Genomic DNA, 23,105 nt, shown 5'->3' with positions numbered 1-23,105 from the left:
TCCGCCCGGCACGGCGGAAGGGCCGCGCCCCGTGCGGGGCGCGGCCCTCCGTGCGGAGTCCTTGCCTATCGGACCTCGGTGATCTCCGGCCCGCGCTGGAGCTGGCCCATGCCGCCGGCGAAGCGGGAGCCCTCCTCCTGCTGGACACCCTCGGGGACCATCTGCGCGTCGTTCGGCAGCTTGAGGACGATCGGGTCGCGGGGGGCCATCGGTCCCTCGCCGCGGACCACCACCGTGTCGCGGAAGATCTGCTCCAGCAGACCGGCGGCCTGCGGCTGCACCGCGCCCTGGCCCGAGATCACTCCGCGCAGGAACCAGCGGGGACCGTCCACACCGACGAACCGCACGACCTGGAAGCCGCTCGTGCCGTCCGGCAGCTGCACCGGGACCTGGGCCCGCAGCTCCCAGCCGAGCGGGCCCTCGACCTCGTCGACGATGCCACCCTGCTGGGTGATGCCGGAGCCGATCTCCTCGCGCACCTCGCCCCAGATGCCCTCGCGCTTGGGCGCCGCGAAGCCCTGCAGCTGGATGGCGCTGTCGCGCAGCACGACGGTCGCGGCGACGATCGCGTCGCCCGCGACCTCCACCCGCAGTTCCATGCCGTCGACTCCGGGTACGAACAGGCCGCCCAGGTCCACCCGGCCCTCGGCGGGGTCGCGGACCTCGGTGCTGTCCCAGGGGCCGTCGGGCCGCGGTTCGGGCTCGAGCCGCACCCGCTCGACCCTGTCGTCCGCCTCGGTGTCGACGCTGTCGACGACCTGCTCGGCCTCGCCGGCCGCGCCCTCGGCGGCATCCCTCTTCTTGCGACGTCCGAACACGTCACTGTCCTTCCCGGTCGGATACGACCGAAGCGTATCGATTCCCACCCGTCGGGCCGCCCTCGGCGACCTGACCGCTTGTGCCGCTTGCACGGTCCGTCTCGGCGTGGCCGCCGGTGGACCCGAAGCCCCCCTCGGCCCGCGCCGAGTCGGGAAGTTCCGCGACCTGGCGGAAGCGGACCCTCTCGACCTGCTGGACGACCAGTTGGGCAATCCGGTCGAAGCGCTCGAACCGCACCGTCTCGCGCGGGTCGAGATTCACCACGATCACCTTGATCTCCCCACGGTACCCGGCATCAATCGTCCCCGGGGCATTCACGAGGGCGACACCGCAGCGGGCGGCCAGACCGGAACGTGGGTGCACGAAGGCCGCGTACCCCTCCGGGAGCGCCACAGACACGCCCGTGGGCAGTACGGCCCGCTCACCGGGCTCGAGTTCGCAGGCGACGGTGGTACGCAGGTCGGCTCCCGCGTCGCCGGGCTGCGCGTACGCCGGAAGCGGTACGTCGGGGTCGACGCGGCGGATCAGGACGTCGAGTTCCGGCCTGGGGTCCCTGCTCACGGGTTCACCTCGAAGGCGCGGGTGCGGCGGACCTGGTCCGGGTCGTCCATGGCGGCGCGGATCTCCTCCTCGCGGCCGTGGTCGACGAAGTGATCGATCTTGACCTCGATGAAGAGGGCGTCGGCGCGCACGGCCACGGGTCCCTCGGGGCCGCCGATCCGGCCGGTGGCGGTGGAGTAGATCTTCCGGCCGGCCACGGCGGTCACCTCGGCCTCCAGGTACAGCGTCGTGTCGACGGGCACCGGCCGCAGGAAGTCGGTCTCCAGCCGTCCGGTCACCGCGATCGTACGCAGCAGCCAGTTCAGCGAGCCGAGGGTCTCGTCCAGGGCGCTGGCCAGCACGCCGCCGTGGGCCAGGCCGGGGGCGCCCTGGTGGGCGGGCTGCACGGTGAACTCCGCGGTGATCGACACGCCTTCGCCCGCCCGTGCCTGCAGGTGCAGCCCGTGGGGCTGGTCACCGCCACAGCCGAAGCACTGCCCGTAGTGCGCGCCGAGCAGTTCGCCGGGGGCGGGCGCGTCGGGGTGCCGTACGGGTTTCACCGCGTCGGCGGGGACCTGAAGACCTGAGGAAGTACCACTCACAGGCGCAGACCTTACCCGCGCGTCGGCCGAACACCGATACCGTGCCAAGCTTGCTTCATGCAGCTCTCCACCGCCCCGTACGAAGAACGCCTCACCGCGCCCCGCTCCTGGTGGCTGGGATCCTTCCTGGTGGGGCTCTCGTTCGCCCTGATCCTGCTGCCCTTCGGCACGCTGCCGATGCTGGGCGGCCTGGCCGGCGGAACGGCGGTGGCGGCGGTGGTGGCCAGTTCGTACGGTGCGGTCCGCATCCGCGTCGTGGGCGACTCGCTGATCGCGGGCGAGGCGAAGGTGCCGCTGTCGGCCCTGGGCGAGGCGGAGATCCTCGACCCGGCGGAGGCCCGCGCCTGGCGCACCCACAAGGCCGACACCCGTGCCTTCCTGCTGCTGCGCGCCTACATCCCGAGGGCCGTGCGCGTGGTGGTCACGGACCCGGAGGACCCGACTCCGTACCTGTACCTGTCGACCCGCGAGCCGGAGCGGCTGGTCGAGGCCCTGGCCGCGGCGAAGGCGGCGGCGTAGCGCACGCGCGGGATCAGCGGCCGCCGTCCCAGCCGGGGCGGCGGCCGGACTCGTTCGTTCCGGACTCCTGCGTTCCGGACTCCTGTGTGCCGGACTCATGCGTTCCGGAGTCGTTCGTGCCGGACTCCTTCGTGAGGACGCCCATGTCCAGCGCGTTCTGCGGTCCGTCCAGAGCGGGAAGCTCGCCGAGGGCGCTCCAGGGCACCTGGCGCTTGCGCAGGTCCGCGCGGATTCTGTCGGCCAGCTTTCTGGTGTCGCGGCGGTTCATGACTGCGCCCACGGCGGCGCCGACCATGAACGGCATGAGGTTCGGCAGGTTGCGCACCATCCGCTTCATGATCTGCTGGCGCAGCTGACGCTTCATGTGGCTGTTCATCGCCGAGCCGAGGGTCGACGGCTTGGACACGTCGACGCCGCGCTCGTCCGACCAGGAGTTCAGGTACGCGGTGCTCCGCTGCGCGAGGCTGCCGGGCGGACGCAGACCGTACACCTCGTGCAGCTCGGCGATCAGCTTCAGCTCGATCGCGGCCACGCCGGTGACCTCGGCGGCCAGTTCGGCGGGCATCGCGGGCGGTACGGGCATCATCGCCGCCGCGCCGACTCCCGCCCCGACGGTCGCCGTGCCCTTGGCGGCGCCTGCCACGAGCCGGTCGGCGAGCTCCTCCGGCCCGAGACCGGGGAACTGCCCGCGGAGCGTCGCCAGGTCCCGTACGGGCACGCGCGGGGCCAGGTCGATGATCCGGTCGGCGAGGTACGCCAGGGCGGCCCTGGCGCGGGTGCCGCCGTTGCGAACGCCCTGTCCGGCCTTGTGCCGGAACGCCGCTGCCCGTCGCCGGGCAGCGGGTGCCGGCGTCTGCGCGGTCGCCGGGAGGTCACCCCGGTCGGCCGCCGGCCCGAGCGAGGCCGTTCCCTTATCGGTCGGGCCCCGCTCGTCGTCACGCGCGCCGTAGGGACCGTCGGACGGTCCTTGGTCCGCTTCCCGCCTGGAGAAGCGGCGCTTCCAGGGAGGGGTCGAGCCAGTCACGGCCGACCCCGCCTCAGTCGCAGTCGCGGCAGATCGGCTGGCCGTTCTTCTCCCGGGCCAGCTGGCTGCGGTGGTGCACCAGGAAGCAGCTCATGCAGGTGAACTCGTCCTGCTGCTTCGGAAGCACACGGACGGCCAGCTCCTCGTTCGAGAGGTCGGCGCCGGGAAGTTCGAGGCCTTCCGCGGCCTCGAACTCGTCGACGTCGACGGCCGAAGCGGACTTGTCGTTCCGCCTCGCCTTCAGCTCTTCGAGACTGTCCGAGTCGACGTCGTCGTCGGTCTTGCGTGGAGTGTCGTAATCGGTTGCCATAGTCGCTCTCCCCCTCTGGGTGTCTGCGGTGTCTCCAGCGCACGTAACGCGTGAGAGGCCGGACTTGTGCCCGACCTGAGGCGGAGATTTTGCCTCACATCAAGGTCTGTTACTCAATCGACACCCAACCGGACTCCTCATGAGTGATCGGCTTGGATGGCGATGGGGACCGTACACGGTCCCAATACCGCACTTCAAAGGCGCCTCACCGTGTACTTCCCGTGATCAGGACCCCTGAAAACCGGGATTTTCCCGGCTTTCCGACAGGGTGCATGATCACCGAGAGTGAATGGCGGGAAAGCCTCCGCTGTGATCGATCACACAGGCGACTCCCGGGCCGCCACCCTGGAAATTCCGCTCAAAGCGAACATCCTCGGAGTTCGGTGAGATGTCGGGGTCATGATCTCAGACGGGAAGTGTCACACGCATCACGAGCCCTCCGCCCTCGCGCGGTTGCGCGTAGATGTGCCCGCCGTGCGCCCGGGCCACCGACCGCGCGATGGACAGGCCGAGGCCCACGCCCTTGTCGCTGCCCGTGCGCTCGGTGCGCAGCCGCCGGAACGGCTCGAAGAGGTTGTCGACCTCGTACGCCGGTACGACCGGGCCCGTGTTGGTGACCACCAGGACCGCCTGGCCGCTCTCGACCGCGGTGGTGACCTCCACCCAGCCCTGTTCGGCCACGTTGTAACGCACCGCGTTCTGTACGAGGTTCAGGGCGATCCGCTCCAGCAGGACGCCGTTGCCCTGGACCACCGCGGGCTCGCGCGTACCGCGGATCTCCACGCCCTTGGCCTCCGCCTCGGCGTGCACCTGGTCCACGGCCTGGCCGGCCACCTCTGCGAGGTCCACCGGTTTGCGTTCGACGATCTGGTTGTCGCTGCGAGCGAGCAGCAGCAGGCCCTCCACGAGCTGCTCGCTGCGTTCGTTGGTGGCCAGGAGCGTCTTGCCGAGCTGCTGGAGCTCCACCGGGGCGTTCGGATCGGACAGGTGCACTTCCAGGAGGGTGCGGTTGATCGCCAACGGCGTGCGCAGCTCGTGGGAGGCGTTGCCGACGAAGCGCTGCTGGGCGGTGAAGGCCCGTTGCAGCCGCTCCAGCATGTCGTCGAAGGTGTCCGCCAGCTCCTTCAGCTCGTCGTCCGGGCCGTCCAGCTCGATCCGCCGGGAGAGGTCGGAGCCCGCCACCGCGCGCGCGGTGCGGGTGATCCGGCCCAGCGGCGACAGGACGCGGCCGGCCATGGCGTAGCCGAAGGCGAAGGCGATCACGGCGAGGCCGAGCAGCGCCAGCAGCGAGCGGCTGAGCAGCCTGTCCAGGGCGACCTGGCGCTGGTGGTCGATGCAGTCGCTGATCGCGGCGTTGAACTGCGACAGCGACAGGTTGCCGTTGGTGATCCCCGGACAGTCGTTGCTGGTCACCCGGAGATCCTCGAAATCGACGATCTTGTACAGCGGCTGGTTGCCGGTGCGCACCGCCTGGGCGGCGAGCAGGTAGATGATCGACAGCAGCAGGATGCCGGCGATCAGGAACATGCCGCCGTACAGCAGCGTGAGCCGTATCCGGATGGTGGGACGCAGCCAGGGCAGCGGGGTGGCCGACCGCGGGTCCCAGGTGGGCTTCGGAGGCGCCCCGGGGGGCGCGGGTGTCGTCGCCACGGTCGATCAGATCCGGTAGCCGGAGCCGGGGACCGTGACGATGACGGGCGGCTCGCCCAGCTTGCGGCGCAGGGTCATGACGGTCACGCGCACGACGTTGGTGAACGGGTCGGTGTTCTCGTCCCAGGCCTTCTCCAGCAACTGCTCCGCCGAGACGACCGCGCCCTCGCTGCGCATGAGCACCTCCAGCACCGCGAACTCCTTCGGCGCGAGCTGCACCTCCTTGCCGTCGCGGAAGACCTCGCGGCGGTTCGGGTCGAGCTTGATCCCGGCGCGCTCCAGGACGGGCGGCAGAGGCACGCTGGTACGCCGGCCCAGGGCACGCACGCGCGCGATGAGCTCACTGAACGCGAAGGGCTTGGGCAGATAGTCGTCGGCGCCGATCTCCAGGCCCTCGACCCGGTCGCTGACGTCGCCGGAGGCCGTGAGCATCAGCACGCGTGTGGGCATGCCCAGCTCGACGATCTTGCGGCACACGTCGTCCCCGTGCACGAGCGGGAGGTCGCGGTCGAGGACGACCACGTCGTAGTCGTTGACGCCGATGCGCTCCAGGGCGGCCGCACCGTCGTACACGACGTCGACGGCCATGGCCTCCCGGCGCAGTCCGGTGGCCACCGCATCGGCGAGCAGTTGCTCGTCCTCGACGACGAGTACGCGCACGTCGCTTGTCCTTCCTGTGTCCACCCGCGTAGCGCTTCTCGGCGCACGAGGGCAGGGGGCTGGTGGGTGTGTTGCCTCCATCCTGCCCTTTTCGGCCATAAGTCGGCTGTAAGGCGGGTGAGGGGGCCCGGTGGCGAGCACCGAGCGCCTCCGTCGGACGGGACTGCGGGGAAGGCGGCGGGGAGCGGGAATGCGAGATTTTCTCGCGCGGTTGAGGTTTCCGCGAAGGGGAGCTGGGGGAGGACGGCTTTACACCCCGCGATCACGCTCTGCCTGTACCGCGTTACCGCGCGGTACGCCGCGGTCCGCTTCCGCAGAGCGGGCGTGGGTGTCCGGCACCGTCGCTGCCCGGCCGGGCAGCGCTGGGCACTCCACCGGAGACGTGATCGCCCCTTCCGAACGGCACACCCCCGTGCCAACGACCCACGACCCAGGACGAGGGGGCGCAGCATGGACGCTTTCACCGCAGGACTTCTGCAGCGCATAAAGACGACCGAGTCCGACCTGTCCCGCGCCCGCGACGAGGGGGACGAGTTCCTCGTCGAGGTGGAGTTGGGAGAGCTCGACGACCTGCGCCGTCTCGCCGCCGAGCACGGTGTGGAGGTCGGCGCGACCGGCGTCTGACCGGCCCGTGAGCGACAAGGCCCCGGCGGGATCCGCGCCGGGGCCTTGTCGTGCGTGTCGCCGTCCGGCCACAAGCGCACGGCCGCCGGGCCGCGCGGACCGCGTGTGGACAGCCCCTGCCGGGCAGCACCATGGCCCGTGGGCCGGCGGGCGCAGCCGCGGGCCGTCACGCTGCGCCAACGCCCCACCGCCGCGGAGGCACCACCCTGGGCAGGCGGGGGTGGAGGCCGAGGGTGGAAGCACAAGTGGCACCCCGTCGGCACGGGACAGCCTCCCCCGGGCGGCCACGCACCGTTGCCCCATTGCCTCGTTGCCCCCACCCGGGAAATACAGGGCCGGCCCGTGTGCGGTCCGGCGTCCGGCGGTGCTCCTGACGTCGGCATCGGGCAGCGCGAAGGCTGCGGCCCGACCGCACGTCACCGGGGTTCACGAGCACCGGGCCGTGATACGACCGGCACCCGGCGGGCCACTCCTGGACCGTGCCGACCGGATACTCCGCCGCGACGGCGGCCACCACCCGCGGGCGGATCGCCCGGGACGTCAGCCGCCGCCTGCCCCCGTGCCGGCCGACCGCACTGGCAGCCGGCGCCGGCGCATCTCGGTGGATCGCGCCGCGTGCGCGAGAGCCGGCACGCCCCCGCGGCGCCGGCCGTGCGCCGTCGCCTCCCGCGCACCGGTCCGCCTGCCGGAGGCCTACGCGCCGAAGTCCGTCAGGAGCCGCTGGAGGGGCTCGAAGACCTCCGGGGTGGCCGCGATCGTCAGGTCGCCGGTCGGGCGCTCACCGGGGCGTCCACCGGTCACCGCGCCCGCCTCCCGGGCGATCAGGTCGCCCGCGGCGAGGTCCCAGGGGTGCAGTCCACGCTCGTAGTAGCCGTCGAGGCGTCCCGCTGCCACGTCGCACAGGTCGATCGCGGCCGAGCCGCCGCGCCGGATGTCGCGTACCAGCGGGATGAGCCGCCGCGCGATGTCGGCCTGCTCGGCGCGGACGTCGGCGACGTAGTTGAAGCCGGTGGAGACCAGGGCCTGGTCCAGCGGGGCCGCAGGGCGGCAGGCGAGCCTGCGTTCGCCGTCCCAGGCACCCGTGGCCCAGGCGCCGCCGCCCAGCACCGCGTGGTACGCCTCGCCCCGCATCGGGGCGACGACCACCCCGGCCACCCGCTCGCCGTCCTGCTCCGCGGCGATGGACACCGCCCAGGTGGGCAGTCCGTACAGGTAGTTGACCGTGCCGTCGAGCGGGTCGATGACCCAGCGGACGCCGCTCGTGCCCTCGGTCGCGGAGCCCTCCTCGCCGAGGAAGCCGTCGTCGGGGCGGCGGTCGGCGATCAGGCCGGTGATCAGCGTCTCCGCCGCGATGTCCATCTCGGTGACCACGTCGATCGGGCTGGACTTGGTCGCGGCGACCGCGAGGTCGGCCGGGCGGCCGTCGCGCAGCAGCTCGCCCGCGCGGTGGGCGGCCTCCTGGGCGATCTTCAGCAGCTCGGCGTGGAGGGGGTCGGGCGTCACGGCGGTCACGGGGCTCCTCACGCGTAGGGACTGTCGGCGCCCGCGGCGGCGGGGCGGGGGGCACGGGCGGGGCAGCAGCCGACCGGACACAGGTTGTGGCTCGCGCCGAGCGCGCCGAGGGCGCACGGGGCGACCTCCTGTCCGCGCTCGTCCCCGGCCCGCTCCAGGACGAGGTCGCGGACCGCGGCGGCGAACCGCGGGTCGGCGCCGACGGTGGCCGAACGGCGCACCGGCAGCCCGAGCTCCCCGGCCTTGGCCGTGGCCTCCGTGTCGAGGTCGTACAGGACCTCCATGTGGTCGGAGACGAAGCCGATGGGGGCCATCACCACGGCGGGGGCGCCGGCCGCGTGGCGCTCCTCCAGGTGGTCGCAGATGTCGGGCTCCAGCCACGGGATGTGCGGGGCGCCGGACCGGGACTGGTAGACGAGCTGCCAGGGGTGGTCGACGCCGGTGCGCTCGCGGACGGCGTCGGCGATCACCTGCGCCACGTCCAGGTGCTGGCGTACGTACGCCCCGCCGTCGCCGTGCTCCTCGACCGGGCCGGAGGTGTCCGCGGCGGAGTCGGGGATCGAGTGGGTGCAGAAGGCGATGTGGGCGCCGTCCCGCACCTCCTCGGGCAGCTCGGCGAGGGACCGGACGACCCCGTCGACCATGGGCTCCACGAAGCCCGGGTGGTTGAAGTAGTGCCGCAGCTTGTCGATCTTCGGCAGCTCCAGGCCCTCGGCCTCCAGCGCGGCGAGCGCGTCCGCGAGGTTCTCGCGGTACTGGCGGCAGCCCGAGTACGAGGCGTAGGCGCTGGTGGCGAGGACGAGGATGCGGCGGCGTCCGTCGCGGACCATCTCGCGCAGGGTGTCCGTCAGGTACGGCGCCCAGTTGCGGTTGCCCCAGTAGACCGGCAGGTCCAGGCCGTGCTCGGCGAAGTCCTCGCGGAGGGCGTCCAGCAGGGCGCGGTTCTGGTCGTTGATGGGGCTGACCCCGCCGAAGAGGAAGTAGTGCTGGCCGACTTCCTTCAGGCGTTCCTTGGGGATGCCGCGCCCGCGCGTCACGTTCTCCAGGAACGGGACCACGTCGTCCGGCCCTTCGGGGCCGCCGAACGAGAGCAGGAGCAGGGCGTCGTAGGGGCTGGCATCGAGCACGTCTGGCATGTCTCGATCCTGCCACCCGGCACTGACAGCGGGAAAACGGCGGGGTGCCGACGGTGCGTTCCGCCAGGTCCGCGGGGCTGTTTCCGGGCGTTGTGACGAGTAAGCTGTATCGACTGCGTTCGGACCTTACTGAGTCGTCCGAGTCGTTACTGAGCCGCTCCCGGAGACCTCGTTGCCCAGCCCCTACCGCGCCCTGTTCGCCGCCCCCGGCTCCAAGAGCTTCTCCACCGCGGGCTTCCTCGGCCGGATGCCGCTGTCGATGATGGGCATCGGCGTGGTGACGATGATCTCGCAGCTGACCGGGCGGTACGGGCTGGCCGGCGCCCTGTCGGCCACCATCGCGCTCGCCGCCGCCGTGGCCGGACCGCAGGTCTCCCGCCTGGTGGACCGGTACGGCCAGCGGCGGGTGCTGCGACCGGCGACCCTCGTGTCGCTCACCGCGGCGGCCGTGCTGCTGCCGGCCGCGCACTACGGATGGCCGGACTGGGTGCTGTTCGTCGCCTGCGCCGGCGTCGGCTGCGTGCCGAGCCTCGGTGCGATGGTCCGGGCCCGGTGGGCGGCCCTGTACCGGGGCACCCCGCAGCTGCACACCGCGTACTCCTTCGAGTCCGTGGTGGACGAGATCTGCTTCATCTTCGGGCCGATCATCTCCATCGGCCTGTCCACCGCCTGGTTCCCGGAGGCCGGTCCGCTGCTCGCCGCCTGCTTCCTGGCGACGGGCGTCTTCTGGCTGACCGCCCAGCGCGCCACCGAGCCGGAGCCGCATCCTCGCGAGCACAAGGGCGGCGGCACCGCCCTGCGCTCCCGGGGGCTCCAGGTCCTGGTCGGGACGTTCGCGGCGACGGGGACGATCTTCGGGGCCATCGATGTCGTCACCGTGGCCTTCGCCGAGGAGGAGGGGCACAAGGCCGCCGCCAGCCTGGTCCTCGCCCTGTACGCGGCGGGGTCGTGCACGGCGGCCATGATCTTCGGGCTGATGCGCTTCGCCGGGCCGCCGGAACGCCGCTGGCTGCTGGGCGTCTGCGCGATGGCCGTGAGTATGATCCCCCTCCTACTGGTCGGAAACCTGCTGTTTCTGGCCGCGGCGCTGTTCGTTGCGGGTCTGTCCATCGCTCCCACGATGATCACGACGATGTCCCTCATCGAAGAGCACGTACCACGCACGCAGCTCACCGAGGGCATGACCTGGGTGAGCACCGGCCTCGCGGTCGGGATCGCACTCGGCTCCTCCGCGGGCGGCTGGGTGATCGACGCCTCCGGGGCGCGTGCCGGGTACGCGGTTCCGGCGGTGGCCGGGGCCGTCGCGGCCGCGGTCGGTTTCCTCGGGTACCGCCGGCTCAAGCGGCCGGCTCCGCGTCGGGGAGGGACCGTTGGGCAGCACACGCACGGCGAGCGGGATGGCGAGCGGGAAGAACGGCACATGGCGTAACTGGGGCGGCAACGTCTCCGCGCGCCCCGCGCGGGAGGTCACCCCCGCCTCCGTCGACGAACTGGCCGAGGCCGTTCGCAGGGCGGCCGAGGACGGACTGCGGGTCAAGGCCGTCGGCACCGGGCACTCCTTCACGTCGATAGCCGCGACGGACGGCGTGCTGATACGCCCTCAGCTGCTGACCGGCATCCGCGCCATCGACCGCGCCGCCATGACGGTCACGGTCGAAGCGGGCACACCGCTGAAGAGGCTCAACCTGGCCCTCGCGCGCGAGGGCCTGTCGTTGACGAACATGGGCGACATCATGGAGCAGACCGTCGCCGGGGCCACCAGTACCGGCACCCACGGCACGGGCCGTGACTCGGCCTCGGTCGCCGCCCAGATCCGGGGCCTGGAGATGGTCACGGCGGACGGCTCGGTGCTGACCTGCTCCGAGCGGGAGAACCCCGACGTCTTCGCCGCGGCCCGGATCGGCCTGGGCGCGCTGGGCGTCGTCACCGCGATCACCTTCGCCGTGGAACCCGTCTTCCTGCTCACCGCCCGCGAGGAACCGATGCGGTTCGACCGGGTTCTCGCCGACTTCGACGAACTGTGGGCCGAGAACGAGCACTTCGAGTTCTACTGGTTCCCGCACACCGGCAGCACCAACACCAAGCGCAACAACCGCAGCGCCGGCCCCGAACGACCGGTGGGGCGGCTCCGGGGCTGGCTGGAGGACGAGTTCCTGTCCAACGGTGTCTTCCAGGCGGCCAACTGGGTCGGCCGCGCGGCGCCCGCCGCCGTCCCCGCGATCGCCCGGATCTCCAGCAGGGCACTGTCCGCGCGGACGTACACGGACACTTCCTACAAGGTCTTCACATCTCCGCGCCGGGTGCGCTTCCTGGAGATGGAGTACGCCGTTCCGCGCGAGGCCGTCGTCCCTGCGCTGCGCGAGCTGAGGGCGATGGTCGACCGGTCACGGCTGCGGATCAGCTTCCCGGTCGAGGTGCGCACGGCCCCGGCCGACGACATCACGCTGTCCACGGCTTCGGACCGCGACAGCGCGTACATCGCCGTCCACATGTTCCGGGGCACGCCCTACCAGGCGTACTTCACCGCCGCCGAGCGCATCTTCACGGCGCACGAGGGGCGACCGCACTGGGGCAAGATCCACACCCGGGACGCCGAGTACTTCTCCCGGGTGTATCCGCGCTTCGGTGAGTTCACGGCGCTGCGGGACCGCCTCGACCCGGATCGTCTGTTCCGGAACGACTACTTGCGCCGGGTTCTGGGGCCGTAGCCGAGACGTCGGGGGCCGGACTCGCGGCGTCGCCGGAGCCCTCCCCGGTGGCGTCCGGGGTGGGCGTCGGGCTGGACGCCGTACCCCCGTCCTCCCCGGAGCCGCTGCCCGGCGACGCGCCGCCGTCGGCGCCGTCGGTGCCACTCGGAGTACCGGACGGGGTGGCCGTCGGGGCGTCGCCGCCGGAGCCCGAGTCACCCGGTCCACCGGAGTCCTGGGAGTCCTGGGAGTCCTGGGAATTGCCGGAATCATCCGACTTGTTCTCATCCGCCGCGGACTTGCCGTGCCCGGAGAGGGCACTGCCGACGGTGGTGCTGTGGCCGCCCCCCAGACTCTCGCCGGAGGCGACCTCGTACGCGGTGATCCCGGCCATGGTGACGCCGAAGACGAGGGCCGCGGCGACCAACGGGCGCTTCCAGCCCCTGGTCCGTGCGCGGTAGACGGTGCCTGCGGTGAACTCGCCCGGGACCGCCGCCCCTCGCCCGTCCGCACCCCCGGCGCCGAGGGGGCGCTTCACCCGGAGCTGCTCGCCGGTGCGCTTGAAGAAGTGCTGGAGGACCGAGCCGCCGCAGGTGGCGATGACGCTGATCAGGCCGGCCCCGAGGATCGTGCCGTACACGCCGAAGGAGGAGGCGAGTTTGGCGGCCACCACCGCCGCCAGGGCGCTGCCCGCGACCTGGGGCACGCTCAGGTCGATTCGCTTGGACTTCACCTCCGCGCGCACATCCGCCTCGTCTGCATCATCGGGCTTTTCACGCATCCCCGGACCTTGCCTGTCTTTCCCGTACGTGATCGATCAACTGCACGAGAAAGGGACGTGTCACCGAAACCATTAGTTCCGTTTCTGGTGATTCCGTGAAGTACGCCACGCCCGAGACCGAGGAAACCGCACCGGGAGCGCCCTGGCGCACCTCTTGCCGGAAGTCGAGCGGCGCGCCAATCCACGCAGGTGGTCCGAATGGAGTACTGTTGCGAACCCTGGGCCCGGTCTCCCGACAGGGGGCTCCGGACCTTGAAGGACCGCCGGGAGGGGGCTGGTTGCACAGGGTGACAGAATCGGTCACTCACCGTTGTAAATGGGTAACCGTGCCATAACGGCGATCCAGGGCCCGTGCCCGACACGCCGGGCAACTCGGCAAGGTTGTGGCAGGCTGCACCCGGGCAGGTCACACTCGACAGAGCGGAAGCAGCGACGCACGTGACGTCGGCAGGCACCACCCGGGAGGTCCCCATGCCCGAACTGCGTGTCGTGGCCGTCTCGAATGACGGCACACGGCTGGTGCTGAAGGCTGCGGACAGCACGGAGTACACGCTTCCGATCGACGAGCGGCTCCGGGCCGCCGTACGCGGCGACCGTCCCCGCCTCGGCCAGATCGAGATCGAGGTGGAGAGTCATCTCCGCCCCCGCGACATCCAGGCGCGTATACGTGCCGGTGCGACCGCGGAAGAGGTCGCCCAGATGGCCGGCATCCCCGTCGACCGCGTACGGCGCTTCGAGGGCCCCGTGCTGGCCGAGCGCGCCTTCATGGCGGAGCGGGCCCGCAAGACCCCCGTCCGCCGCCCCGGCGAGAACTCCGGGCCGCCCCTCGGCGAGGCCGTCCAGGAGCGGCTGGTGCTGCGCGGCGCCGACAAGGACACCGTCCAGTGGGACTCCTGGCGCCGCGACGACGGCACCTGGGAAGTCCTGCTGGTCTACCTGGTCGCGGGCGAACCGCACTCGGCGAGCTGGACGTACGACCCGCCCCGGCGGCTCGTCCAGGCCGTCGACGAGGAGGCGCGCGCGCTGATCGGCGAGTCCGACGACCTCGCCGCGCCCGAGCCCAGCTTCCCCTTCGTCCCGCGCATCGCCCGGCTGCCGCGCGACCGGCCGCTGGACCGCTCCCTCGACCGGGAGCAGCGGGAGCGGCCGAGCCTGCCCCCACCGCCGTCCGAGCCGGACGAGGAGACCGCGATCACCGCCTCGGCCGAACGCGAACGCGACTCGCTCACCAGCCTGCTGGAGGCGGTACCGAGCTTCCGGGGCGACCTGGTGGTACCCGAGCGCGCTCCGGATCCGGTGGACGAGCCCGTCGAGGAGCCCGAGGTGGAGGAGCCTCCGGCCTCCGCGGCGTCGGCCGGTTCCGCCTACGCCGACGTGCTCATGCCGCGCTCCGTGGCCAGCCACCGCGACCGCCTCACCGGCTCCACCGACCGCCAGGCCGAGGCCGACGGCGTCCGCCCGGGCCGCCGGGCGGCGGTCCCCAGCTGGGACGAGATCGTGTTCGGGACGCGGCGGAAGAAGCAGGAGTAGGCAGCGTTCGACGCGTGAGAGGGGACCGCGCCCCTGCGGCTGCGGTCCCCTCTCGTGCGCCGGGCCTGCTGGATGCTGTTCTACTGCGGGTCCGGTCCCACCGCGACCGGCCGGTCCGGATCCGACGACCACTCCGACCACGAACCCACATAGAGCGCCGCCGGAATGCCCGCCACCGCCAGCGCCAGCACCTCATGGGCGGCCGACACGCCCGAGCCGCAGTACACGCCGACCTCACCGCCCTCCCCGGCCCCCAAGGACTCGAAGCGCGCCCGGAGTTCCCCGGCCGGCAGGAAGCGGCCGTCCGCCGCCACGTTGTCCGTCGTCGGCGCGGACACGGCGCCCGGGATGTGACCGCCTACCGGATCGATCGGCTCCACCTCGCCCCGGTACCGCTCCCCCGCGCGGGCGTCGAGCAGCAGCCCGGACCGGGCCAGCGCGGCGGCGCCGTCCGCGTCGAGCATCCCCGCCGCGCCCGGTTCCGGCGTGAAGTCGCCCTCCACCGGAGCGGGGACGTCCGTCGACAGCTCCGCCTCCCAGGCCGGCAACCCGCCGTCGAGGACCCGCACGTTCGGGTGACCCGTCCAGCGCAGCAGCCACCACGCGCGAGCCGCCGCCCACCCCTGCCCGCCGTCGTACACGACGACCGGCCGGCCGGACGACACTCCGGCCCGGCGCATCACCGCTCCGAACTCCGCCACGTCGGGCAGCGGATGCCGGCCGCGCCCGCCGGGCGCGGAGGCGAGTTCCCTGTCCAGGTCGACGAAGACGGCACCGGGAAGATGCCCGGCCGCGTACGCGGCCCGCCCGTCGAACGGCGCGGCGCCGGCCGCCCCGGCCGTGCTCAGCTGCCAGCGGACGTCGAGCAGGACCGGCGGGTTCACGCCCGCCAGTTCGGTCACGAGTTCGGGTACGGAAATGATGGCGTTCATGGCCCCATCCTGGCGTACCGAGTGGCCGCCGCGTCGATGTCGGGCTACTCTGCCCGCCGTACAGTACCGATCACGAGGCGTACGGGTTCGGGCACATGCTGTACCACCCGAGCAGCCGGGCCGTCCCCACGGGCGCGCCCGAAGCACGCGGCGCGGGTCCGGTGCCGGCACCGGCGCGAAGGTCTGTCAGACCGGTATCCGTCAGAGCGGAAGCGGACGCACGGCCCGCGGAGGGCCGAGAAGAGAGTGACGATGACCGACGCACGGGAGTCGACCGGCCGGGACGACGAGACGAACGCCCGGCACGCGCCCGGCACACCCTGCTGGGTGAGTCTGATGGTGCACGGGCCGGCCGCGACCCGGGAGTTCTACGGCGCACTGTTCGACTGGGAATTCCAGCCGGGGCCACAGCAGTTGGGCCCTTACGCACGGGCCCTGCTCGACGGTCGCGAGGTAGCGGGTATCGGCCAGCTGCCCCCGGACCGGCACCTGCCCCTGGCCTGGACTCCCTACTTCGCCTCCGACGACGTCAACCGGACGGCCGAAACGGTACGCCTGTGCGGCGGCACGATCGGTGTGGGCCCGCTCGACGCGGGCGCGGCCGGCCGTCTGGCCATCTGTTCCGACCCCTCGGGCGCCGTCTTCGGCATCTGGCAGGCGGCGGCGCACCTCGGCACCGCCGTCACGGGCGTGCCCGGCACACCGGCGTGGAACGAGCTGATGACCTTCGAGTCGACGAGCGTCGCCAAGTTCTACGAGACCGTGTTCGGCTTCGAGTTGGCGCCGGAGGTCTCCGCCGACTTCGACTACGTGACCCTGCGCCTCGACGGACGCCCCGTCGCCGGCATCCACGGCCTCGGCACCGCCCTGCCCCGCGACCGGGGGCCGCACTGGCTGACGTACTTCGAAGTGGACGACGCGGAGGAGTCCCTGGAGCGCCTCACCGATCTGGGCGGCCATGCCGTCAAGCCCGTCCAGGACACTCCCCACGGCCGGGTGGCGATGGTGGCGGATCCGGAGGGGGCGCGGTTCGCGCTGGTGCAGTGCGAGCACGCCAACGCGCGGAAAGGGTGAGGACGGCCGGGGCACCTCCGCCGGACGACGTCCACTGTGAAGACGTCGCGGAGGCAGTCGGCCGACCACGGCTCGGCCGGCGGTACGGGGAACACGAGGTACGACTTGGCAGCTTCGCCAGGGCTTGCACGTATGCGAAGGACCGATGACCCGGCTTGTCAATCACCTTGCGGAGAGGAGCCCTTGGTCCTGTTCACCGGACCGCATGGAGGGACTCAGGAGCGCACGGTCCACGTCAGCGCTTCCGTCGGTACGGCGGCGGCCAGGAAGCGGCGGGAAACCGTCCGGTCGTGCGTGATCGTCCTCAGGACATGACGCACCTGGGCTCCGCACCGTCCACGACTCCGCCCGACTGGCCGCACTGCGGCCACGGCGCCGCCCCGGAGGACCCGGTCGGCTGCCGTGGCATCCATGTCCCCGGTCACACCGCATGCCTCGCCCACCTGACCGGCACCGACCGCGACGCCTACCTGGCCGGTCTGGCCCCCGGCGCCGACATCGACCACCGCGGCACCCCCTTCGCGGAATCCCTTCTCGACGCCCTCCTCGACGCCCTCCGTGACCCCGCCACCGGACATCCCCGCCTCGGTGAGGCTCGGTTCACGTCGGCGCTTTTCCAAGGCGATGCCTGGTTCGAGTCAGCGACCTTTCAGGGCGACGCCGAATTCGCGTCGGCGACCTTTCAAGGCGTCGCGTGGTTCAGGTCGGCGACCTTCCGAGGTGACGCCCGGTTCAGGTCCGTGACCTTCCGGGAGGGCGCCGAGTTCAGGTCGGTGACCTTCCAGCACGCCGCCTGGTTCGAGTCGGCGGCCTTCCAGGCCGACGCGCGGTTCAGGTTCACGGCCTTTCAGGCCGACGCCCGGTTCGAGTCGGCGGTCTTCCAAGGCGATGCCGGGTGCGAGTCGGCGACGTTCCAGGGTGTCGCCTGGTTCGAGTCGGCGATCTTTCGGAGTGGCGCCGGATTCGGGTCGGTGACCTTCCAGGACGGCGCCTGGTTCGGGGCAGCGACCTTCCACGGCGATGCACGGTTCAGATCGGCGACGTTCCAGGGCGGTGCCGGATTCTCCTCGGCGACGTTCCAAGGCAGTGCCGGGTTCGCCTCAGTGGCCTTCCGGGGTGACGCACGGTTCAGATCGACGACGTTCCGAGGCGACGCACGGTTCGAGTCGGCGACGTTCCTGGGCGATGCACGGTTCGAACAGGCGGTTTTCGAGCGGTCAGTCAGCCTGGGGCCACTGGTGTGCGCCGGGCGGGTGAAGTTGTCCGGAGCGGTGTTCGGCGGCCCGGTGACCCTCGCATCCGCCGCGCGTCGCCTGGAGTGCCGACGGACCCGCTGGTCGTCAACGGCCGAGTTGCGCCTGCGCTACGCCACGGTGGACTTCGCCCACGCCGTCTTCGAGTACCCCCTCACGATCGCCGCGGAGGCCGACCCCTTCGTGCTCCCCGACGGGCAGCCGGTGGCAGAACGGGCTCTTGCCCACGCACCCGGCACCGCGGTGCGGATCGCCTCGCTGCGTGGGGTGGACGCCGCCCATCTGGTTCTCGCCGACGTCGACCTGTCGGAGTGCCTGTTCACCGGGACCGTGCACCTGGACCAGCTGCGGCTGGAGGGCACCTGCTCCTTCGACACGGTCCCGTCCCGCACGCACCGGCGGCGTCGGCGCCCGGTACGGTTCACCCAGCGCCGCACCCTCGCCGAAGAGCACCACTGGCGCGCACGCCGGCCGAGAGCAGTCCGGGGCTGGAGTCCAGCAGTGCTCGGCGCCGGACACGTCGGACCGGCGCAGCTGTCGCCGGTGTACCGGGCACTCCGCAAGGCGTTCGAGGACGGCAAGAACGAGCCGGGAGCGGCGGACTTCTACTACGGCGAGATGGAGATGCGGCGCCACGACCGCACCGGCACCCCCCGTGCCGAACGCGGGCTGCTGTACGGCTACTGGATACTGTCCGGCTACGGACTGCGCGCCTCGCGCGCCCTGGGCTGGCTCGCTGCCGCCATGCTCGTCACCATCGTGCTGCTGATGGGCTTCGGGCTCCCCCAGAACTCCCCGAAGCAGGAAGCGACCGGCACCGTGCCGCCCGGCGGGGGCAGGGTCACCTTCGAGATCGACAAGGCCGACCCGCGCAATCCCACCGGAAACAGGTTCACCGGCAAGCGCTTCGAGAAGGCACTGAACGTCACGCTCAACTCCGTGGTGTTCCGCTCCAGCGGACAGGGCCTGACCACCGCCGGCACCTACATCGAGATGGCCTCCCGCGTGGCCGAGCCCGTCCTGCTGGGTCTGGCCGTCCTGGCCGTCCGCAACCGCGTCAAACGTTGACCGTGCGCTGCCACAGCAAGGGGTCCGCAGAACACGGGCCACTGGAACACTGCAATACCCGGTGTACCCAGATCGCCCTGAGGGGCGGGGCCTTCTTCAAGGGGGTTCAGATCCGTACCGTCTCCACCCAGGCCGGAGGCTGCGGCGCTTCGGGGCCGATCAGGGCCCCGATGAGGCGGCAGGACGGGGTTTCGGCGGGCCAGGGGGTGAAGCCGTCCGTGAGGACGATGACGATGGTGGGGCGGTCGCGGGCCGCGAGGGCGGCGTCGATGCCGACGCGCATGTCCGTGCCGCCTCCGCCGCCGAGGCTGATCTGATCGGTGGATGTCACCCGGGACACGGCGTGCACGTCGGCGTCGCAGGCGAGGACGGTGACGCGGTTGCCGCGCACGCCGACCTCGCGCAGTACGCCCGTGATCTCCCCCAGGGCGGCGGCGAGTTCCGCGTCGCCCATCGAGCCTGAGGTGTCGACGACGACGGCCACCCGGGGCAGCGGACGGCGCAGGCTGGGCAGGACGACGCCGCGCAGCGCCGGGGTGCGGCGCGACGGGCGGCGGTAGGTGTAGTCGACGGCCCCGCCGGCCCACGCGGCGGCTTCCCGGACCGCGCCGGAGAGCGCCTGCCGCCAGTCCACCGTGGGTTCCAGCACCTCCTCGGCCCAGCGCTGCCAGCCCGCGGGCAGGGTGCCGCGGGTGCGCTGGTGGGTGCGCATCGCCTCGGCGGTGAGCCGGCGCAGTGCCTGGGCCTCGACGTCGCCGAGTGCGGCGGGGCCGGCGGATCCGGGGAGTTCCCAGGGCGCCGGGCGGCCGTGGGCGCCCGATCCGCAGTCGTGTTCCCTTACGTGCGGGGGCAGTTGCGGCAGGTACGCCTCGAACAGCTGCCCTTCGGGGAGGCCGAAGAGGCGGGGTTCGACGCGTCCGGCGGGCAGGCGCAGGCCGTCGGCGAGGAGGTCGTCGTTGATCTCGCAGTCCTGGGCGACGTTGACGCGGTACCGGTCGCGCTGGTCGGCGGCGGGGAGCCGGCCGGCGCGGTCGTGGTGGTCGCGCAGCAGGTGTGCCGCCTCGTGGATCCAGACGCCCGCGAGTTCCTCCACGGGGGTGGCGTCGACGAAGGCGGGCGACACGTAGCAGCGCCAGTGGCGGTCCACGCCCATCGTCGGCACGTCGGGGCTGGGCACGACGGTGAGGGCGTACAGGGCCGACGCCAGGTAGGGGCGGTCGTTCGCCGCGCGGTAGCGGGCCGCGAGCAGTTTGGTGGTGTCCAGGCGGCTGCGGGGATCCGTCATGCCTACGTGCCTCAACGGCTGCCGGGCAGGGCCCCGGACATCCGCAGCAGGTCCAGGAACCCGTCGATGCCGGGGGGTACGGGCCAGTCGAGCCGGCGCATCGACGCGAGGTCGGTGGCCGCCCGGGCGGCCACGTCCGGTACGCCCGCGTCCACGGCCTTGGCCAGGACCGCCCAGCCGGCCTCCCAGCGGGGCCGGGTGAGGTCGCTCTGGATGGCGGCGACGACCGCGATGAGGAAGGCCAGTTGCCGGTCGCCGCGCTCGGGGAGGGCGAACGCGTCGGGGTCGGCGAGGACCCGTTCGGGGTCGGGCAGGTCGAGGTGCTCCAGGTACGACAGCAGTTCGATGCCCGCGCCGTCCCCGACGGCACCGGTGAGCGCGGCGGCCGTCGCCTCGCGGCCGGCGCCGGTCGCGTATCCCGTCGCGAGCAGCCGCAGCGCCATCTCCCAGGTGCGGGGCGACGGCCAGGAGCGGCCCCGGCTCTCGGCATCGGCGGGTATGTGGTGGACCAGGCCGGGCCGGGCCGTGAGGAAACCGGAGACGGCGCCGCGGGCGCGCGCGACGGCACCGGGCACCTTGGCCGGATCGACCGCGGGGATGGCCACCTCCGGCCAGGTACCGGCCATGCCGCGGGCGACCGTGGCCGGGTCGTGGGTCCAGTCGAGGTGGACGAAGCGGTTGGCGAGCGGGGGGCTGAGGTGCCAGCCGTCCGCGGCGCTCGACGGCGGGTTGGCGGCGGCGACGATGCGCACCGCGTCGGGCAGGACGAGGCTGCCGACCCGGCGTTCGAGGACGACCCGCAGCAGCGCCGCCTGCACGGCCGGTGGCGCGGAGGACAGCTCGTCGAAGAAGAGCAGGCCCTGTCCGGCGCGGGTGAGCCGGACCGCCCAGTCGGGCGGGGCCATCGGCACGCCGGTGGTGGCCGGGTCGTCCCCGACGATCGGCAGTCCCGCGAAGTCCGACGGCTCGTGCACGCTGGCGATGACCGTCTCCAGCGGGAGGCCGAGTCCGGCGGCGAGCTGCTCAAGGCCGGCGGACTTGCCGATGCCCGGTTCGCCCCACAGCAGGACCGGCTGGTTGGCCGTCACGGCCAGGGCGAGCGCCTCCAGTTGGGGGTTGGCGGCGGGTTCGGTGCGCCGGGTGCGCAGCCTGGCGACGAGGTCGTCCGCGGCGGCCAGCGGGGCCGGTCCGGTGCGGGGGGCGGCGTCGGTGCTCAAAACGGCGGTTCCTTGCTGTACGCGTCGAGTCCGGGCTCGTCGGACTCGGGCTCGTCGGGCTCGGGCTCGTCGGGCTCGGGCTCGTCGGGCTCGGGCTCGTCGGGCTCGGGCTCGGGCTCGGGCTCGGGCTCGGGCTCGGGCTCGACAGGCTCGTACTCGTCCGCTTCCTCCTGCTCGTTGCGGTCCATGTACTCGTCCCACCAGTCGGCCCCGAGGCCAGGGTGTTCCTCACGGACGCGCTTCCGGAGGAAGGCCAGGTCGGAACGCTGGTAGCGGCGGATGACCTGGGCCAGCGACAGCTCCATCTGGTCTTCCACGTCGATCCGGGCACCGGCGGCGAGGAGTGCCTCCACGAGGGCCCTGGAGCCGCCGTCGTTGACCGCCACGAACAGCGGTGTGCGGTCCCGCTGGTCCCGGGCCTCCAGGTCGAGCCCTGCCGCGAGCAGCCGGGGCAGGAGCGGTTCGTGGTCGAGGAGGTGCAGTACGTGGAGCAGCGAGCGTCCGGAGGCGTCGCGGACCCGGGGATCCACTCCCGCGTCCAGGAGCTGGAGCACGCCGTGGGTGTCGCCGTGCTGGGCGCGCAGGAACAGGTCCTGGCGCTGGGCGCGGAGCGCCTTCGGCAGCCGGCCGTCGCCCGACGCCCAGGTCTGCTCGACGGCGAAGCACCCGGCGACGGCGCCGCCGAACGCGCGCAGGGCCCGTTCGCGCTGCTGCTCCTCGTCGCTGTGCGGCATGCGGAGCAGACCGCCCGGGCGGAAGCCCACCTCGTGCCATTCGCCGCGGCAGCGCACCCGGACGGGTTCGGGGACGGCGGGGCCCGGTGGGCCACCGGTCCCGTCGGCGACCCGGAGGTCGGGGAACAGCGCCTCGCGGACCAGCGGATGCAGGTGTTCCGGCTCGACTCCGCCGACGCGCAGCAGGTCGAGGTCGGGGAGCCTGCGCCAGAGCGCCTCGGCCAGGAAGGGCACGCCGTTGGTCTCCCCGCGGTCGACGGCCCTGACCCCGAGACCGGTGGCCGTCGGCTCCAGCAGGATGCGTGTGCGCCAGTCGCCGACGACGAGGAAGCGGTCGCCGACACCCTCGTCCTTCAGCCGGCGGACCTCCCGTTCCAGACGGGTGTGGTCGAGCGCGAGCCGGCCGAGGAGCTTCGTCGGATCGGCCTGGTACCAGCCGGGGCCGCCGGACGGGGGTGTCAGGTCGGCCTCGATCCCGGCCGCGGTGAAGGCCGCCTCGACCTCGCCGTTCTGGTGCAGCAGGGTGACCCACTCGGCCCGGGCCGGCGCGTCACCGGGGCCGGGGTCGGCCGTGGGCAGTTCGTCCGTACGGCGCGGTCGGCCGTCGGTGTGGAAGAAGGGGGGACGTTCGGTGCCGCCGCCGCACCGCTCGCGCAGTTCGGCGGTGTGCCGCGCGTCCCACAGGTGCCGGGCGTACCGCCAGTCCTCGGTCGGGCTCCCGAAGACGCCGGCGGTCTTCTCGTCCGCGACCGTTCGGAACCGCAGGGTGATCCGCTGCGGGCCCTCCAGCATCGCGGGCGTGGTGAGGTGCAGGTACGGCGTGGAGCGGGGGCCTTCGCCCGCTCGCACCGGCCGGTAGCGGGCGAGGACCACGGTGCGGTCGGTGTCGAGGGTGGTCCACCCGCCCAGCACCCGGGGCAGGTGCCATCGCACCAGGTCCGGGACCAGGTGGCGCAGGTCGTCCGCCAGCGCCGCGGCGACGTCGTCGCCGCAGTGCTCGGCGACCTCCGGCAGGTCGATGTCGACGTCCACGTCGGCCGCCGCGCACGCGCCCCGCCAGTCACCGGCCGTACGGCGTTCCGTCGCGCGCTCGATCATCCTCCGGGGCACGGCGTAGCGGCGGACCCGCCGCCGGCTCGCCGCCTCCT

At 72.5% G+C, this 23,105-nt stretch carries 21 protein-coding genes; 7 read left to right on the top strand and 14 right to left on the bottom strand.

All coding sequences use genetic code 11. The annotated features are described in order from the left end of the window. Positions 1–65 precede the first annotated feature (65 nt). The 3 genes from ACP4J0_RS07940 to ACP4J0_RS07930 are packed head-to-tail and all read right to left on the bottom strand — an operon-like array spanning position 66 to position 1,961. On the bottom strand, positions 66–818 hold the full coding sequence (locus ACP4J0_RS07940) for a DUF3710 domain-containing protein (protein WP_426597901.1): 753 nt from the start codon (positions 816–818) through the stop codon (positions 66–68). 1 nt (position 819) lies between these two features. Continuing rightward, entirely contained in the window at positions 820–1,380 is a 561-nt protein-coding gene (gene dut, locus ACP4J0_RS07935; RefSeq protein ID WP_426597900.1) for a dUTP diphosphatase, read from the bottom strand. After that, a complete protein-coding gene (locus ACP4J0_RS07930) occupies positions 1,377–1,961 on the bottom strand; it encodes a PaaI family thioesterase (protein WP_426597899.1) in 585 nt (194 codons plus the stop codon). The genes dut and ACP4J0_RS07930 overlap by 4 nt, the downstream gene beginning before the upstream one ends. Before the next feature lie 57 nt (positions 1,962–2,018). On the opposite strand from ACP4J0_RS07930, the gene ACP4J0_RS07925 reads away from it, so the two are divergent. Continuing rightward, complete coding sequence (locus tag ACP4J0_RS07925; protein ID WP_426597898.1) at positions 2,019–2,480, top strand: DUF3093 domain-containing protein; 462 nt, start codon at positions 2,019–2,021, stop codon at positions 2,478–2,480. A 13-nt stretch (positions 2,481–2,493) separates the two neighbouring features. Here the strand turns inward: ACP4J0_RS07925 and ACP4J0_RS07920 are convergent, their stop codons facing one another. From ACP4J0_RS07920 to ACP4J0_RS07905, 4 genes are all read right to left on the bottom strand, one after another. Beyond that, positions 2,494–3,504: a hypothetical protein gene (locus ACP4J0_RS07920; protein ID WP_426597897.1), complete on the bottom strand. Its 1,011-nt coding sequence runs from the start codon at positions 3,502–3,504 to the stop codon at positions 2,494–2,496. Between the two features lie 13 nt (positions 3,505–3,517). Continuing rightward, a complete protein-coding gene (locus ACP4J0_RS07915; protein WP_003993510.1) occupies positions 3,518–3,814 on the bottom strand; it encodes a DUF4193 domain-containing protein in 297 nt (98 codons plus the stop codon). Positions 3,815–4,219: 405 nt separating this feature from the next. Beyond that, complete coding sequence (locus tag ACP4J0_RS07910) at positions 4,220–5,464, bottom strand: sensor histidine kinase (RefSeq protein WP_426597896.1); 1,245 nt, start codon at positions 5,462–5,464, stop codon at positions 4,220–4,222. Between the two features lie 6 nt (positions 5,465–5,470). Next, positions 5,471–6,124: a response regulator transcription factor gene (locus ACP4J0_RS07905; protein WP_003993508.1), complete on the bottom strand. Its 654-nt coding sequence runs from the start codon at positions 6,122–6,124 to the stop codon at positions 5,471–5,473. Between the two features lie 450 nt (positions 6,125–6,574). Here ACP4J0_RS07905 and ACP4J0_RS07900 point away from each other — a divergent pair, with 450 nt between their 5' ends. Next, positions 6,575–6,748, top strand: coding sequence for a hypothetical protein (locus tag ACP4J0_RS07900; protein WP_167392522.1), 174 nt, complete (start codon positions 6,575–6,577; stop codon positions 6,746–6,748). A gap of 693 nt (positions 6,749–7,441) precedes the next feature. Here ACP4J0_RS07900 and ACP4J0_RS07895 read toward each other — a convergent pair. After that, entirely contained in the window at positions 7,442–8,260 is an 819-nt protein-coding gene (locus tag ACP4J0_RS07895; protein WP_426597895.1) for an inositol monophosphatase family protein, read from the bottom strand. Between the two features lie 8 nt (positions 8,261–8,268). Further along, complete coding sequence (locus tag ACP4J0_RS07890; protein WP_426597894.1) at positions 8,269–9,396, bottom strand: ferrochelatase; 1,128 nt, start codon at positions 9,394–9,396, stop codon at positions 8,269–8,271. 172 nt (positions 9,397–9,568) lie between these two features. Between ACP4J0_RS07890 and ACP4J0_RS07885 the strand changes: the two genes are divergently transcribed. Then, a complete protein-coding gene (locus tag ACP4J0_RS07885) occupies positions 9,569–10,825 on the top strand; it encodes an MFS transporter (RefSeq protein ID WP_426597893.1) in 1,257 nt (418 codons plus the stop codon). Continuing rightward, the gene (locus tag ACP4J0_RS07880) at positions 10,794–12,104 is read left to right on the top strand and encodes a D-arabinono-1,4-lactone oxidase (protein ID WP_426598014.1); all 1,311 of its coding nucleotides are present in this window, start codon (positions 10,794–10,796) and stop codon (positions 12,102–12,104) included. Before ACP4J0_RS07885 ends, ACP4J0_RS07880 begins: the two co-directional genes overlap by 32 nt. Here the strand turns inward: ACP4J0_RS07880 and ACP4J0_RS07875 are convergent. After that, positions 12,028–12,864, bottom strand: a complete 837-nt coding sequence (locus ACP4J0_RS07875; protein ID WP_426597892.1) for a hypothetical protein — start codon at positions 12,862–12,864, stop codon at positions 12,028–12,030. The genes ACP4J0_RS07880 and ACP4J0_RS07875 overlap by 77 nt on opposite strands. Positions 12,865–13,335: 471 nt before the next feature. Here ACP4J0_RS07875 and sepH point away from each other — a divergent pair, with 471 nt between their 5' ends. Beyond that, positions 13,336–14,394 (top strand): septation protein SepH, encoded by a 1,059-nt coding sequence (gene sepH, locus ACP4J0_RS07870; protein WP_426597891.1) that lies wholly within the window; start codon positions 13,336–13,338, stop codon positions 14,392–14,394. An 80-nt stretch (positions 14,395–14,474) separates the two neighbouring features. Here sepH and ACP4J0_RS07865 read toward each other — a convergent pair whose 3' ends face one another. Further along, positions 14,475–15,326, bottom strand: coding sequence for a sulfurtransferase (locus ACP4J0_RS07865; protein ID WP_426597890.1), 852 nt, complete (start codon positions 15,324–15,326; stop codon positions 14,475–14,477). A gap of 252 nt (positions 15,327–15,578) precedes the next feature. On the opposite strand from ACP4J0_RS07865, the gene ACP4J0_RS07860 reads away from it, so the two are divergent. Both ACP4J0_RS07860 and ACP4J0_RS07855 read left to right on the top strand, forming a co-directional pair. After that, the gene (locus ACP4J0_RS07860) at positions 15,579–16,400 is read left to right on the top strand and encodes a VOC family protein (protein WP_426597889.1); all 822 of its coding nucleotides are present in this window, start codon (positions 15,579–15,581) and stop codon (positions 16,398–16,400) included. Positions 16,401–16,711: 311 nt separating this feature from the next. Then, on the top strand, positions 16,712–18,721 hold the full coding sequence (locus tag ACP4J0_RS07855) for a pentapeptide repeat-containing protein (protein WP_426598013.1): 2,010 nt from the start codon (positions 16,712–16,714) through the stop codon (positions 18,719–18,721). 106 nt (positions 18,722–18,827) lie between these two features. Here the strand turns inward: ACP4J0_RS07855 and ACP4J0_RS07850 are convergent, their stop codons facing one another. The 3 genes from ACP4J0_RS07850 to ACP4J0_RS07840 are packed head-to-tail and all read right to left on the bottom strand — an operon-like array spanning position 18,828 to position 23,055. Further along, entirely contained in the window at positions 18,828–20,006 is a 1,179-nt protein-coding gene (locus ACP4J0_RS07850) for a DUF2201 family putative metallopeptidase (protein ID WP_426597888.1), read from the bottom strand. Between the two features lie 11 nt (positions 20,007–20,017). Continuing rightward, positions 20,018–21,223, bottom strand: a complete 1,206-nt coding sequence (locus ACP4J0_RS07845) for an AAA family ATPase (RefSeq protein ID WP_426597887.1) — start codon at positions 21,221–21,223, stop codon at positions 20,018–20,020. After that, complete coding sequence (locus tag ACP4J0_RS07840; protein ID WP_426597886.1) at positions 21,220–23,055, bottom strand: ankyrin repeat domain-containing protein; 1,836 nt, start codon at positions 23,053–23,055, stop codon at positions 21,220–21,222. Before ACP4J0_RS07840 ends, ACP4J0_RS07845 begins: the two co-directional genes overlap by 4 nt. Positions 23,056–23,105: the final 50 nt, after the last annotated feature.

The organism is Streptomyces sp. WG7 (assembly GCF_049975785.1).
Classification (GTDB): domain Bacteria; phylum Actinomycetota; class Actinomycetes; order Streptomycetales; family Streptomycetaceae; genus Streptomyces.
The sequence above is the reverse complement of the archived record's forward strand: the minus strand, read 5'-3'. Positions and strand labels throughout refer to the sequence as shown.

Excerpts from the sequence above, each read along its gene's own strand:
- ACP4J0_RS07925 (WP_426597898.1), top strand. The coding sequence starts at position 2,019 with ATGCAGCTCTCCACCGCCCCGTACGAAGAACGCCTCACCGCGCCCCGC.
- ACP4J0_RS07915 (WP_003993510.1), bottom strand. The coding sequence starts at position 3,814 with ATGGCAACCGATTACGACACTCCACGCAAGACCGACGACGACGTCGAC.
- ACP4J0_RS07900 (WP_167392522.1), top strand. The coding sequence starts at position 6,575 with ATGGACGCTTTCACCGCAGGACTTCTGCAGCGCATAAAGACGACCGAG.
- ACP4J0_RS07890 (WP_426597894.1), bottom strand. The coding sequence starts at position 9,396 with ATGCCAGACGTGCTCGATGCCAGCCCCTACGACGCCCTGCTCCTGCTC.
- ACP4J0_RS07880 (WP_426598014.1), top strand. The coding sequence starts at position 10,794 with ATGGCGAGCGGGAAGAACGGCACATGGCGTAACTGGGGCGGCAACGTC.
- ACP4J0_RS07875 (WP_426597892.1), bottom strand. The coding sequence starts at position 12,864 with ATGCGTGAAAAGCCCGATGATGCAGACGAGGCGGATGTGCGCGCGGAG.
- sepH (WP_426597891.1), top strand. The coding sequence starts at position 13,336 with ATGCCCGAACTGCGTGTCGTGGCCGTCTCGAATGACGGCACACGGCTG.
- ACP4J0_RS07865 (WP_426597890.1), bottom strand. The coding sequence starts at position 15,326 with ATGAACGCCATCATTTCCGTACCCGAACTCGTGACCGAACTGGCGGGC.
- ACP4J0_RS07860 (WP_426597889.1), top strand. The coding sequence starts at position 15,579 with ATGACCGACGCACGGGAGTCGACCGGCCGGGACGACGAGACGAACGCC.
- ACP4J0_RS07855 (WP_426598013.1), top strand. The coding sequence starts at position 16,712 with ATGACGCACCTGGGCTCCGCACCGTCCACGACTCCGCCCGACTGGCCG.
- ACP4J0_RS07850 (WP_426597888.1), bottom strand. The coding sequence starts at position 20,006 with ATGACGGATCCCCGCAGCCGCCTGGACACCACCAAACTGCTCGCGGCC.
- ACP4J0_RS07840 (WP_426597886.1), bottom strand. The coding sequence starts at position 23,055 with ATGATCGAGCGCGCGACGGAACGCCGTACGGCCGGTGACTGGCGGGGC.